Genomic DNA, 12,375 nt, shown 5'->3' on the forward strand with positions numbered 1-12,375 from the left:
TGTGGTGGAAATTTCACCGCCGCTTCACATCCCTTGCCGCGCAGGCCCCGCACGTACTTGTCCACAGCTTTCTTCGGCGCCGATCCACACCCGGTGTGGAGAACTGTCGCCCCGCCCGTCCGCGCGCTACCCTTGTCATCCCTGAGTCCATCGCGGTGGACGGCGACCCCGCCCCACCCCACGCAATGAAAAGCATCGAGCATCGAGACTTCACCCTGTCGCCCGAAGACAACGAGCGGCTGGCCAACCTGTCCGGCCCGTTCGACGGCCACCTGCGCCAGATCGAGCTGAAACTCGGCGTGGAAATCGCCAACCGCGGCTTCGTGTTCCGCATCAGCGGCCCGAACGAAGCCATCGTCGAGGCACAGAAGCTGATCGAAGCGCTGTATGCCGAAGCCGGCGAGACCACCTTCGACAACCACGCCATCCACCTGCGCCTGACCCAGGCCAATGTCGAGCAGGTCGCCGAACGGTCCTATGAAGCACAGGACGTGGCGATCAAGGTCAAGCGCGGTACGGTGCGCGGCCGCGGTGCCAACCAGGGCCGCTACCTGCACCAGATCGCGACCCACGACATCAACTTCGGCATTGGTCCGGCCGGCACCGGCAAGACCTTCCTGGCCGTGGCCAGTGCGGTGGAGGCATTGAACGAATCGCGCGTGCAGCGGTTGATCCTGGTGCGCCCGGCGGTGGAAGCCGGCGAGAAGCTGGGCTTCCTGCCCGGCGATCTGAGCCAGAAGGTCGACCCCTACCTGCGGCCGCTGTACGACGCCCTGTACGAAATGATGGGCGTGGAAAAAGTGGTCAAGCTGCTGGAAAAGAACGTCATCGAGATCGCGCCGCTGGCCTACATGCGCGGGCGCACCCTCAACGATGCGTTCGTGATCCTGGACGAAGCGCAGAACACCACCATCGAACAGATGAAGATGTTCCTGACCCGCCTGGGTTACGGCTCCACCGCGGTGGTCACCGGCGACCTGACCCAGACCGACCTGCCCAAGCACGTGAAGTCGGGCCTGCGCGATGCCATCGACGTGCTGCGCGATGTGGAAGGCGTGACGTTCACCTTCTTCGAAGCGCGCGACGTGGTGCGCCACCCGCTTGTGGCACGCATCGTCAATGCCTACGACCGCCGCGACCTGCACCAGCTCAAGCCGGGCGCCGAATAGCCGTACACTGCCGTCGCGATCCCGCACAGGAGGTGCCATGTTTCGTTGCTCCCTGATCATCGCGGCGGCACTGGCGGCGCTGCCACCGGCCGCATCGGCAGCCGAGCCCCCCCCCCTGCGCCGGCAGCCACGCCAGCGCCAGCGCGGCAGTTCATTGAATCCAGCGACATCGCCGCGCCGCGCCAGATCGGCCCGTGGCGGCTGGTCAATCGCAGCTACGACCCGGGCAACAAGCGGGCCGGGGCAGGATTCTCATACGCCCATCCGGACCACGAGGGATTGATTGCCAGCGTCTACGTCTACCCGGCGGGCCGGATGGACAACGACGCGGCGCTTGAGCGCGGGCTGGCCGACTTCCGCAGCGACCTGCAGGCAGCGGTCAGGGCCGGGGTCTATGCCGGCCTGCAGGAGCGCGGCCGCAGCACGTTCACGGTGCCGCAGACCGATGGCCATGCCAGCAGCGATCGCGACGACGCCGTACTCGCCGCGATGGCCGCGCGCGTGGACGGCAACACCCTGGCCGGGCGGAAGCTGCAGCTGCGGATGGACCTGACCTCCAACAACCGCAAGCCGGGCGAGCTGCCGGTACGTTCCAACGGCTATCTGTTCTACAAGCAGCTGTACTACTTCAAGGTACGCGTGTCCGGCGCGGAAGCGCTGATGGACGAGGCCGACTTCCAGATCCTGGCCGACGCCGCCGCGCGCGCGCTGGTGCCCGCCATCGACGTCGCCAGCGTGGGGGCCTGCGCCAACTTCAACATCGACATCGCCGAAGACCAGGATCCGGAAAAGATGGCGGCGGCGGCCAGCCAGCAGCTTGCCGTACAGATGCGCTACAACTGCCGCGAGGCCGCCAAGGCCCCGGCGGAGGGTACCGAAGTGGTGCGGATCGACTACGACGCGGGCGACTGGACGTCGCGGTAAGCCGCCACACGCGCGATACTGTCGCCTCTCAGATCTGAATGCCGGAATTGTCATGACCAAGGGCCCCGTCCGCCTCGATGTCGCCATCAGCTATGCCCTGCCCCGTGCCGGGCTGCCGGCGGCGGTGAGCTTCCGCAAATGGGTGGCCGTGGCCCTGAAGGGCCGCATCCGCGAGGCCGACCTGGCCATCCGTGTGGTCGATGCCAAGGAAGGGCAGTCGCTGAACCGCCACTACCGTGGCAAGGATTACGCGACCAACGTGCTCAGCTTCCCGGCCGAGGTGCCCGAAGGCCTGCCCAAGGGGGTGAAATTCCCGCTGCTGGGCGACCTGGTGATCTGCGCGCCGGTGGTGGCCCGCGAGGCCGATGAGCAGGGCAAGGCCTTGAACGCCCACTACGCGCACCTGACCGTGCATGGCGTGCTGCACCTGCTGGGCTGGGACCACGAGGACGACAAGGAAGCCGAGGCGATGGAACAGCTCGAGCGCGAGATCCTGGCTGAGCTCGGTATCGAAGATCCCTACGCCGGCGAGCGCTGAGCCGCGTACGGCGCTATCCTGCAGCTGCAACCTCCCCGGAGACACGGATGATGATGGGTGACATGGGGCCAATGCTGGCCAAAACGGCGATCTTCGCCCTGCTGCTGGTCGTGGCCGCCAACCTGCTGCACCGCCTCAGCGCCCGCCACCCTGATGGCCGGCATTGGCTGCTGCGCACGCTGGCCGTGGTGTCGCCGTCCAGCCTGCTGGCCGCCTTGGCGGTAGGCGTAGTCGGCCCGCACCTGCTGGAGGGCCCTGGGCCGGTGAGCACCAACGGCACCCTGTGGATGACTTCGATGGTGCTGGTCCTGATCGGCGCGTTCTCCGCGCCGGTATGCTGGCGCGTGGTCCTGCAGAAGCGCCTGGGCCGCGCCAGCAGCAGCCTGCCGTTCTTCCATGCAAGCCGTGCGCAGCTGTGGGCGCTGTTCGTACTTGCCGTGGTGTACGTGAGCGTCATCCCCCGTTCGGTCGCTGATGTGCCGGACTGGCTGCTGGAGTCGGGCCCCCTGCAGCTTGCATTCCGTGCGGTGCTGCAATTGGTGCACATGGCACTGCTCTCGGCGATGCTGACCCTGCCGGTGATGGCGCTGCGCGCCGTGGCCCGCCGTTCGCTGGAGCGCATGCGGACCCTGTTGCGCCGCACCTCGCAGGGCTGAGCCTGCCGCGAGAATCGCTGATGCCCCCGCTGCCCGGCCTGCTGCTCGCCACCCTGCTGCAGGCCACCGTGGTCTACGACCCGGACCTGGAACGCCCATCGCCGGTGCCGGCCAGCGATTCGGCCGCGGACGTCGCGGCCAAGGTGGCCGAGCTGAAGGCGTTCTTCGGCGGCGATGAAGCCCTGCTGCGGGAAGCTGTGGCGACCGCCCAGCAGGGCGATCTGATCGAACGCCTGCGGGCGCGCCATGGCGCGCGCCTGGCCGGGGTATGGGTCGACAACGACCCGGGCTGGCACATCATCGTGCGGCTGACCGGCACCACCCCGCAGGCCGACGAGCAGTATCCCGGGCCGCTGGGGCCACAGCATGTCCATTACCACACCGGAGCGCCGCTGACCGAAGCGGAGATGCGGCGCCGGCTGGCCACCCAGCGAAGCGGGCTGATCGAGCTGTTCCCGGACATGTTCGGCTTCGGCCTGGACGTGCGCACCGGCGAGATGAACCTGACCCTGAAGGACACACCGGCCCACCGCGCAACCGCGGCCGCCGCGATCGAGCACCTGCAGCTGAAGCTTGGGTTCCCGGTCAGGATCCAGTGGTTGTCCCAGGATTCGCGGCAGTTCCCGCCCTGAACCAAGCCGCCCCGTTCGCCGGATGCCGCGACCGCCGTTACCATGGTCCGGCGTCTTTCCACTGCGGACCCTCTGCCTGTGCTGCTGCGTACTGCCCTGCCCCTGCTGCTTGCCTCCACCGCCGGGGCCGCTCCGCTGGACCTGCCGGCCCTGATCGAATGCCGCCAGGGCGTAGCCGAACACGCCGCGCTGGCGCCGCTGCTGGCCGATCCGCTGAAGGCCGTGGCCCAGGGCCTGCAGCCGCTGCCGCAGGGCAACCCGTTCATGAGCGAGTACCGCCTGGCCACGCCGATCACCGTGTTCGGCCAGCCAACCGAACGGATTGCCATTGCCGGCGCCAGCGTGATGGCCGTGCTGGACCAGGCCGACCCTCGCCCGCTGGCCAAGCGGCTGGCGCTGGAGACCGGCTACGACCAGGACGGCAAGTTCATGGCCGGGCGTGAGCTCGTCAGCCGCGATGTGACCGACCCCGGTACCGGCGAGGCCCAGATCGAGTCGATCATCCTCAGCGTGTCCACCGTGGCCACCCACCCGGGCAAGACCCTGGCCGGCTGCACCTACAGCCTGGACCTGCCGGCCGAGGGGGAAGCCCCGGCCCCGACGCCAGACAGTCACTGACAGGCCCTCACATCCTGCTAGACTTGGGCCAACGCCCGGCTTGCCGGGTGCCCTTTTTCCAGAGATGTCTGAAGACGACAGTAGTAGCTCCCCGCAGGAGCCCAGCGAAAAGAAGCGCGGCTGGCTTGAACGCCTGACCTCCGCCTTCTCCGGCGAACCCCACACCCGCGACGAGCTGGTCGCCCTGCTGCACACCGCGCAGGAAGAGGGTCTGATCGCCGCCGATACCCTGAAGATGATGGAAGGCGCCATTTCGGTGGCCGAGCTGACCGTGGGCGACGTGATGATCTCACGCTCGCAGATGGTCTCGCTGCCGGTCGAGGCGCCCTTCCTGGACCTGATGAAACAGGTCGTCGAATCGGGCCACTCACGCTTCCCGGTGCACGGCGAGAACAAGGACGACATCCTTGGCATCCTGCTGGCCAAGGACCTGCTGCGCGGCGTGGTCGCCGACAACGGGCCGGCCAACGTGCGCGAGCTGCTGCGCCCGGCGGTGCTGATCCCGGAGGCGAAGAAGCTCAACGTGCTGTTGAAGGAATTCCGCCTGTCGCGCAACCACATGGCCATCGTGGTGGACGAGTACGGCGGTGTCGCCGGCCTGGTCACCATCGAGGACGTGCTGGAGCAGATCGTCGGCGACATCGACGACGAGCACGACGAGGCCGAGGATCAATCGGCGCAGATCGCGATCCAGGCCGACGGCCGCTACGTGGTCGATGCGCTGACCGCCATCGGCGACTTCAACGAGCGCTTCGGTGCCACTTTCTCCGACGAGGACTACGACACCATCGGCGGCCTGGTGACCGAAGCGGTCGGCCATCTGCCGGAAGTGGGCGACGAACTGGCACTGGACCGTTTCATGTTCCGCGTCGCCCGCGCCGATGCGCGCCGGGTGCAGGCCTTCCATGTGACGGTGCTGCCGCCGGACGCGCAGGACGACGCTTGAAGCGCTCGGGCCTGCGTCTGGCAATGCGCCTGACCGTGTGGCTGGCGCTGTGCGTGCTGTCCTCGGCCCTGCCGCTGGCCGCGTTCGCGCAGCCGGCGGCGGCGCCTGCATCCACCACCGACAGCACGCAGGCGCCTGCCCCGCGCATCGGCGTGGTGACCATGCAGCCGGGCACGGTGTTCTTCGAGCGCTTCGGCCACGACGCCATCGTCGTGCTCGATCCGGTAAGCGGCGAAGCGATCTCCTACAACTTCGGCTACTTCGATCCATCCGAAGATGATTTCATCAGCCGCTTCGCACGCGGCGACATGATGTATTACCTGGTGGCACTGCCGCTGCAGCAGGATCTGTCGTACTACGACGAGACCGGCCGCGGCGCCAGCGTGCAGTGGCTGGACCTGCGCCCGGACCAGGCCCGTGCCCTGGCCGCCGGCCTGGCCGAACGGGCCAAGCCGGAAAACGCGCGCTACCACTACGACTACTACACCGCCAACTGCGCCACGATGGTGCGCGACACCCTCGACCAGGCACTGGATGGCGGCCTGCATGCGCAGCTGTCCGGGCGCTCGCGCGGCAATACCTACCGCAGCGAATCGGTGCGCCTGGCCTCGCCGGCACCGTGGATGTGGCTGGGCTTCGACGTCGGCCTGGGGCCGTTCGCCGACCAGCCGCTGTCGCGCTGGCAGGAAGCCTTCGTGCCGATGCGCCTGGCCGATGCGCTGCGCCAGGTGCGCAACAGCGATGGCCGCCCGCTGGTGCAGAGCGAGCAGGAACTGCTGCCGCATCGCATCGCGGCCGAACCGAAGGAATTCGCCCGGCGCTGGTGGCCGTGGCTGCTGTGCGGCCTGGTGATCGCCGCCGGCGTGCTGGCGCTGCGCAACCGCCCGCGCCTGCTGGCCGGCCTGGCCCTGCCGCTGTGGCTGCTGTGCGCCCTGCTGGGCGGCGTGCTGGTGTTCCTGTGGGGCTTCAGCATCCACTACGCCGCCTGGGCCAACCGCAACCTGCTGCTGCTCTCGCCGCTGGCGGTGCTGCTGCTGCCGGGCGCCATCGCCCTGCTGCGCCGGCGCGTGCCGGGGCGCCTGTTCCGCATCGTGCTGTGGGTGCTGGCCGTGCAGTCGGTGGCGGCACTGGTGCTGCACTGGCTCAGCCTGCAGGCACAGTACAACGTGCAGTGGATCGTGCTGCTGCTGCCGGCCCACGTCGCCCTGGCCTGGGTGCTGGGGCGCCGTCCTCACTTGTCCGAAACACCCCGCTGACGCAGGATGGCGGGCATGTCATTGCCCGCCTCTGCTTCCGCACCCGCTTCCCACAACCCCGCCTGCGTCATCAACTGCGTCCATTACGATGACCAGGGCAAGCGCCACGACATCAGCCTGGATGCCATCAGCGATGTGATCGCCAGTGGCAATGGTTTTGTCTGGGTCGGCCTGTTCGACCCCAACGATGACGTGCTGCTGAAACTGCAGGACGAGTTCTGCCTGCACGACCTGGCCATCGAGGATGCGCGCAACGCGCACCAGCGGCCGAAGGCCGAGGCCTACGGCAATTCGCTGTTCGTGGTGATGACCACCGCGCAGATGGTCGACGAGCGCATCCAGTACGGCGAAACCCACGCTTTCCTCGGCCCGCGCTTCCTGGTGACCGTGCGCCATGGCGCATCGTTGTCCTACGCGCCGGTACGCGCGCGGGTGGAACGCGAGCCGCAGCTGCTGAAGATGGGCGCGTCGTACTGCCTGTACGCGGTGGCCGATTTCGTGGTGGACAACTACCTGCCGATCACCACCCGCTTCCGCGACACGCTGGACCTGCTGGAGAAGGACATCTTCGCCGAGACCTACAAGCGCAGCACGGTGACGCGCCTGTACGAGCTCAAGCGCGAACTGAACAAGATGCGCATGGCGGTGGCACCGCTGCAGGACGTGCTGGCGCAGCTGCGCCGCTACCAGGGCGACCTGATCCCCGACGAGGTGAAGCTGTACGTGCGCGACGTGCACGACCATGCCGCGCGCATCAGCGATGTAATCGACACCCTGCGCGAGATGCTGGGCACGGCGCTGAGCGTGAACCTGTCGCTGGTGACGCTGGCGCAGGGCGAGACGGTGAAACGGCTGGGTGCGTGGGCGGCGCTGCTGGCCGCGCCGACCCTGATCACCAGCTGGTATGGCATGAATTTCAGCCACATGCCCGAGCTCAACCAGCCGTGGTCCTACCCGTTGATGATCGTCGGCGTGGCCGCGGTGTGCGTAGGGCTGTACCGGTTGTTCAAGCGCGCGAAGTGGTTGTAGCGCGTTTTCTGTAGAGTCGAGCCATCCTCGACTGCTGTACTGCCAGAGCAGTCGAGCATGGCTCGACTCTACAATGGCGCAGAGCAGTCGAGCATGGGCTCGGCTCTACAACGGCGCAGAGCAGCCGAGCATGGGCTCGGCTCTACAGAAGCGGGTGCATCAGGCCACGTAGACGGTCTTGATGTTCATGAACTCATGAATGCCGTGATCGGCCAGCTCACGGCCGAAACCCGACTGCTTGCTGCCACCAAACGGCAGCCGCGCATCGCTCTTTACGATGGCGTTGACGAACGCCGCGCCGCATTCCATTCGCTGGGCGAAGCGCTCGCCGCGCACCGGGTCGCCGGTCCACACGCTGCCGCCCAGGCCGAAGCGGGTGTCGTTGGCCACGCGCAGGGCCTCGGCTTCGTCCTTGACCCGGATCACCGCGGCCACCGGCCCGAACAGTTCTTCGTCGTAAGCCGGCATGCCCGGCCCCACCTGGTCGAGCACGGTGGCCGGGTAACCGGCGTGGGTGCCGGCAATCGGTTCGCCGCCCACCCGCACGCGCGCGCCCTGGGCCACGCTGGCCTGCACCTGCTTGTGCAGCTCATCGCGCAGGTCGGCACGGGCCATCGGCGCCAGGGTGGTGGCCCGCTCATTCGGATCACCGTACTGGCGCTGGCCGGCGGCTTCGACAAAGCGCCGGGTGAACTCCTCGGCCACGGCCTCGACCACGATGAAGCGCTTGGCCGCGATGCAGGTCTGGCCGCTGTTGTCGAAGCGCGATTTCACCGCCGCAGCCACGGTCTTGTCCAGGTCGGCATCATCGAGCACCACGAAGGCGTCGCTGCCGCCCAGCTCCATCACCGATTTCTTCAGCTGGCTGCCGGCATTGGAGGCGATAGAACGCCCTGCCCGCTCGCTGCCGGTCAGCGTCACCGCCTTCACCCGCGCGTCGCGCAGCACTTCGGCGGCCTGGTCGTTGTCGATGTGCAGCACGTCGAACACGCCTTCCGGAAGGCCCGCGTCACGGCAGACCGCCAGGATCAGGTCAGCACACTGCGGTACGTTGCTGGCGTGCTTGAGCAGGGCCACGTTGCCCGCCATGAAGGCCGGGGCGAGAAAGCGGAATACCTGCCAGATGGGGAAATTCCACGGCATCACCGCGAACACGCAGCCGATCGGCTCGTAGCGCACGTAGCTGCGCTGGGCCTCGGTGTCGATCAGCTGTGGCTTGAGATAGTCGGCGGCGTGTTCGGCGTAGTACTCGCAGGCCACTGCGCACTTGTCGACCTCGGCCAGCGCCTCGGCCTTCAGCTTGCCCATCTCGGTGGTCATCGCCTGCTGCAGGTCATCGCGGCGTGCGCGCAACTGCGCAGCGATCTGCTTGAGCACGGCACCGCGATCCTGCAGCGAACGCTCGGCCCACTGCGGGAAGGCGTCGGCGGCGGCCTGCAGGCGCTGCTCGATATCGGCCGCGCCCATCAATTCGTGGCGGTAGGCCACCAGGCCAGTGGTCGGGTTCACGGTTTCGACGGTCATGGGGGATCTCCATCAGGCAGATCCCCATTGTGCGCCGGCCGCCGTGAGCCCGATGTTGCCGCAGGCAGGCCGGTGCGTGACGCCGCCTCAGCCGTTGTCCTGGCGGGCCAGCTGCAGGTCGCGTTGGCGCCGCTTCTCGGCACGGGCGTTGATGTACCAGCCGATCACCGCAGCGATCGACACGGCAGACACCAGCAGGGTGGCCAGCGCGTTGATCTTCGGGCTGATGCCCATGCGCACCGAGGCGAACACCTTCATCGGCAGCGTGGTCGAGCCCGGCGTGGCGACGAAGCTGGCCACCACCACGTCATCCAGCGACAGGGTGAAGGCCAGCAACCAGCCAGCCACCAGGGCCGGGGCGATGATCGGCAGGGTGATGCGGCCGAACACGGTCAGGCGGCTGGCGCCCAGGTCCATCGCCGCTTCTTCCAGCGACAGGTCCATTTCCTGCAGGCGCGAAGACACCACCACGGTGACGAAGCACAGGGTGAAGGTGACGTGGGCGATCCAGATGGTGGTCAGGCCGCGCGCCGGGAAGCCGGGAATGGCGCCCATCGAGGCCAGCAGGGCCATCAGCGAGAAGCCGAGGATCACATCGGGCATCACCAGCGGTGCAGTAACCAGCGCGCCGAATACCTGCTTGCCGCGGAAGCGCCGGAAGCGGGTCATCACCATCGCCGCCAGCGTGCCGAGCACGGTGGCGGTGCAGGCGGTCCAGAACGCCACCACCAGGCTGGTCCACATCGCCTCCATCAGCGCGCGGTCGGCGAACAGGTCGCTGTAGGCGCGGGTGGAGAACCCGGCCCAGACCATCGCCAGCCGCGAGCTGTTGAACGAGTAGAACATCAACAGCAGGATCGGCAGGTACAGGAAGGCGAAGCCGACCAGCAGCACGCCCAGGCCCAGGCCCTTTGCGGTACGCGGGCTCATGCCTGCTTCCCTTCCAGCAGGCGCTGCTGGGAACGGTTGAACAGCAGGATGGGCACCAGCAGCAACAGGATCATCGCCACCGCCATGGCCGAAGCACCCGGCCAGTTGCGGTTGTTGAAGAACTCATTCCACAGCTGGCGGCCGACCATCAGCGTTTCCGAGCCACCCAGCATTTCCGGAATCACGAATTCGCCCACCGCCGGGATCATCACCAGCATGCAGCCGGCGATGATGCCGGCCTTGGACAACGGCAGGGTAATGCGCAGGAAGGCCTGCCACGGCTTGGCACCGAGGTCGTAGGCCGCTTCCAGCAGGCGGTGGTCATGCTTGACCAGGTTGGCGTACAGCGGCAGCACCATGAAGGGCAGATAGCAGTAGACGATGCCGATGTAGGCCGCGGTGGGCGTGTCTATCAGCTGCAGCTTGGGCAGGCCCATGCTGGTCATCAGCGACTGCAGGCCGGTGAACTGCAGGAACTGGTCCAGCAGGCCGTTGCGGTCCAGGATCGCTTTCCAGGCATACACGCGGATCAGGAACGAGGTCCACGACGGCAGCACCACCAGCATCATCGCCACATTGCGCGCGGCGGGCGACAGGCGGGCGATGGCGTAGGCCATCGGGTAGCCGATCAGCAGGGTGAGGAACGTCGAGATCGCCGCGATCCTGATCGAGCTCAGGAACGCCTGGGCGTAGATCGAATCGCGGAACAGCGCCAGGTAGTTTTCCAGGTTCAGCTTCAGCGAGAAGGCACCGTCCACGTACTGCAGCAGCCAGGTATACGGCGGGGAGCCGACCCGGCTGTGCGAGAAGCTGATCATCAGCACGATCAGGAACGGCACCGCGAAGAACAGCAGCAGCCACAGGTAGGGAATGCCGATGACCGTGGCACGCGTGCCCGGCAGCCAGCGCTTCAGGCCTGCCGCGCTCATGAGGTCAGCACCACGCCGTCGTTGTCGCGCCAGTGCACCCACACTTCATCGCCCCAGGTCAGGCCATCGCTGGCCCAGCGCTGCGAATTGGCGAAGTTGGCCAGCACCTTGGCGCCGCTGGGCAGGCGCACGTGGTAGACCGAATGGCTGCCGAAATAGGCGATGTCCTCGATCACGCCCTGTGCCTTGTTGGTATGCCCTTCCGGTTCGTGCTTGCCGATCATCACCTTTTCCGGACGCAGCGCGAACGCGACCGGCTGCCCTTCGTAGCAGGTGATGCCGTGGGCGATGTAGACCGGCGCCGGGAACAGCGGCGAACGCACGGTCACGTACTCGGGCAGGTCCTCGTCGATCACCCCATCGAACAGGTTGACCGAGCCGATGAAGCCGGCCACGAAACGGTTGGCCGGCTGCTCGTAGACCTCGTCGGGCTTGCCGACCTGCTGGATCCAGCCGGCGTCCATCACCGCGATGCGGGTGGCCATGGTCATGGCCTCTTCCTGGTCGTGGGTGACCATCACGCAGGTCACGCCCGACGATTCGATGATGCTGACCAGTTCCAGCTGCATCTGCGAGCGCAGCTTCTTGTCCAGCGCGCCCATCGGTTCGTCCAGCAGCAGCAGCTTGGGCCCCTTGGCCAGCGACCGCGCCAGCGCCACGCGCTGCTGCTGGCCGCCGGAGAGCTGGTGCGGCTTGCGCTTGCCCAGGTGGGCCATCTGCACCAGGTCGAGCATCTCGCCCACGCGCTTGCCGATCACGTCCTTGGCCAGGCCGTCCTGCTTCAGGCCGAAGGCGATGTTCTGCTCGACCGTCATGTGCGGGAACAGGGCGTAGGACTGGAACATCATGTTGACCGGCCGCTGGTACGGCGGCAGCGCGTCCAGGCGCTGGCCATCGAGGGTGATGCTGCCCTTGGTGGGCGTCTCGAAGCCGCCCAGGCAGCGCAGCAGGGTCGATTTGCCGCTGCCCGAGCCGCCCAGCAGGGCGAATATCTCGCCCTTGCGCACGTCCAGGTTGACGTCGTCGACGGCGACGAAGCCATCGAATTCCTTGCGCAGGTCACGAATGGAGAGATAGCCGGGCGCACCGTTCGCATCGACGACGGCGGCTTCCGGCTGGGCTTCAACGGGCATGGGGGCTCCGGGAGCGGGCGGTGGACAGCGGTGGCCATTCTACCGGCCGGGGGGCTGGAAATGCGTGGCGACCAGCGGTCGGCACCTACCA

Annotated in this window: 13 protein-coding genes; 9 read left to right on the forward strand and 4 right to left on the reverse strand. The window is 67.4% G+C overall.

Features of this window, described 5'->3' with window-relative positions:
* Positions 1-185 precede the first annotated feature (185 nt).
* From ACM2ZB_RS07465 to ACM2ZB_RS07505, 9 genes are all read left to right on the forward strand, one after another.
* Positions 186-1,169 carry a PhoH family protein gene (locus ACM2ZB_RS07465; RefSeq protein WP_313438566.1) on the forward strand — a complete coding sequence of 328 codons (984 nt, stop codon included), beginning with the start codon at positions 186-188 and terminating at the stop codon, positions 1,167-1,169.
* Between the two features lie 45 nt (positions 1,170-1,214).
* Entirely contained in the window at positions 1,215-2,093 is an 879-nt protein-coding gene (locus tag ACM2ZB_RS07470) for a hypothetical protein (RefSeq protein WP_416058006.1), read from the forward strand.
* 52 nt (positions 2,094-2,145) lie between these two features.
* On the forward strand, positions 2,146-2,631 hold the full coding sequence (ybeY, locus tag ACM2ZB_RS07475; protein ID WP_416058007.1) for an rRNA maturation RNase YbeY: 486 nt from the start codon (positions 2,146-2,148) through the stop codon (positions 2,629-2,631).
* A 71-nt stretch (positions 2,632-2,702) separates the two neighbouring features.
* Positions 2,703-3,287 (forward strand): hypothetical protein, encoded by a 585-nt coding sequence (locus ACM2ZB_RS07480; RefSeq protein WP_416058008.1) that lies wholly within the window; start codon positions 2,703-2,705, stop codon positions 3,285-3,287.
* Between the two features lie 20 nt (positions 3,288-3,307).
* Positions 3,308-3,919, forward strand: a complete 612-nt coding sequence (locus ACM2ZB_RS07485) for a hypothetical protein (RefSeq protein ID WP_416058009.1) — start codon at positions 3,308-3,310, stop codon at positions 3,917-3,919.
* Between the two features lie 42 nt (positions 3,920-3,961).
* Entirely contained in the window at positions 3,962-4,537 is a 576-nt protein-coding gene (locus ACM2ZB_RS07490; protein WP_313438584.1) for a hypothetical protein, read from the forward strand.
* Between the two features lie 64 nt (positions 4,538-4,601).
* The gene (locus tag ACM2ZB_RS07495; RefSeq protein WP_416058010.1) at positions 4,602-5,483 is read left to right on the forward strand and encodes an HlyC/CorC family transporter; all 882 of its coding nucleotides are present in this window, start codon (positions 4,602-4,604) and stop codon (positions 5,481-5,483) included.
* A 23-nt stretch (positions 5,484-5,506) separates the two neighbouring features.
* Entirely contained in the window at positions 5,507-6,739 is a 1,233-nt protein-coding gene (locus tag ACM2ZB_RS07500) for a DUF4105 domain-containing protein (RefSeq protein ID WP_416058524.1), read from the forward strand.
* A gap of 6 nt (positions 6,740-6,745) precedes the next feature.
* Positions 6,746-7,768, forward strand: coding sequence for a magnesium and cobalt transport protein CorA (locus ACM2ZB_RS07505; protein ID WP_416058011.1), 1,023 nt, complete (start codon positions 6,746-6,748; stop codon positions 7,766-7,768).
* 159 nt (positions 7,769-7,927) lie between these two features.
* On the opposite strand, the gene ACM2ZB_RS07510 is transcribed toward ACM2ZB_RS07505, so the two are convergent.
* From ACM2ZB_RS07510 to ACM2ZB_RS07525, 4 genes are all read right to left on the reverse strand, one after another.
* Positions 7,928-9,292 (reverse strand): NAD-dependent succinate-semialdehyde dehydrogenase, encoded by a 1,365-nt coding sequence (locus ACM2ZB_RS07510; RefSeq protein WP_416058012.1) that lies wholly within the window; start codon positions 9,290-9,292, stop codon positions 7,928-7,930.
* Between the two features lie 87 nt (positions 9,293-9,379).
* Positions 9,380-10,222: an ABC transporter permease subunit gene (locus tag ACM2ZB_RS07515; RefSeq protein ID WP_313438598.1), complete on the reverse strand. Its 843-nt coding sequence runs from the start codon at positions 10,220-10,222 to the stop codon at positions 9,380-9,382.
* Positions 10,219-11,151, reverse strand: coding sequence for an ABC transporter permease subunit (locus ACM2ZB_RS07520; protein WP_416058013.1), 933 nt, complete (start codon positions 11,149-11,151; stop codon positions 10,219-10,221). Before ACM2ZB_RS07520 ends, ACM2ZB_RS07515 begins: the two co-directional genes overlap by 4 nt.
* Positions 11,148-12,284 (reverse strand): ABC transporter ATP-binding protein, encoded by a 1,137-nt coding sequence (locus ACM2ZB_RS07525; protein ID WP_416058014.1) that lies wholly within the window; start codon positions 12,282-12,284, stop codon positions 11,148-11,150. Before ACM2ZB_RS07525 ends, ACM2ZB_RS07520 begins: the two co-directional genes overlap by 4 nt.
* Positions 12,285-12,375: the final 91 nt, after the last annotated feature.

Source organism: Stenotrophomonas maltophilia (assembly GCF_047782825.1).
In the GTDB taxonomy this organism is placed as follows: domain Bacteria; phylum Pseudomonadota; class Gammaproteobacteria; order Xanthomonadales; family Xanthomonadaceae; genus Stenotrophomonas.

What these genes read in the sequence shown, in the direction of transcription:
- ACM2ZB_RS07465 (WP_313438566.1), top strand. Translation starts at nt 186, where the DNA reads ATGAAAAGCATCGAGCATCGAGACTTCACCCTGTCGCCCGAAGACAAC.
- ybeY (WP_416058007.1), top strand. Translation starts at nt 2,146, where the DNA reads ATGACCAAGGGCCCCGTCCGCCTCGATGTCGCCATCAGCTATGCCCTG.
- ACM2ZB_RS07480 (WP_416058008.1), top strand. Translation starts at nt 2,703, where the DNA reads ATGCTGGCCAAAACGGCGATCTTCGCCCTGCTGCTGGTCGTGGCCGCC.
- ACM2ZB_RS07485 (WP_416058009.1), top strand. Translation starts at nt 3,308, where the DNA reads ATGCCCCCGCTGCCCGGCCTGCTGCTCGCCACCCTGCTGCAGGCCACC.
- ACM2ZB_RS07490 (WP_313438584.1), top strand. Translation starts at nt 3,962, where the DNA reads ATGGTCCGGCGTCTTTCCACTGCGGACCCTCTGCCTGTGCTGCTGCGT.
- ACM2ZB_RS07495 (WP_416058010.1), top strand. Translation starts at nt 4,602, where the DNA reads ATGTCTGAAGACGACAGTAGTAGCTCCCCGCAGGAGCCCAGCGAAAAG.
- ACM2ZB_RS07500 (WP_416058524.1), top strand. Translation starts at nt 5,507, where the DNA reads ATGCGCCTGACCGTGTGGCTGGCGCTGTGCGTGCTGTCCTCGGCCCTG.
- ACM2ZB_RS07505 (WP_416058011.1), top strand. Translation starts at nt 6,746, where the DNA reads ATGGCGGGCATGTCATTGCCCGCCTCTGCTTCCGCACCCGCTTCCCAC.
- ACM2ZB_RS07510 (WP_416058012.1), bottom strand. Translation starts at nt 9,292, where the DNA reads ATGACCGTCGAAACCGTGAACCCGACCACTGGCCTGGTGGCCTACCGC.
- ACM2ZB_RS07515 (WP_313438598.1), bottom strand. Translation starts at nt 10,222, where the DNA reads ATGAGCCCGCGTACCGCAAAGGGCCTGGGCCTGGGCGTGCTGCTGGTC.
- ACM2ZB_RS07520 (WP_416058013.1), bottom strand. Translation starts at nt 11,151, where the DNA reads ATGAGCGCGGCAGGCCTGAAGCGCTGGCTGCCGGGCACGCGTGCCACG.
- ACM2ZB_RS07525 (WP_416058014.1), bottom strand. Translation starts at nt 12,284, where the DNA reads ATGCCCGTTGAAGCCCAGCCGGAAGCCGCCGTCGTCGATGCGAACGGT.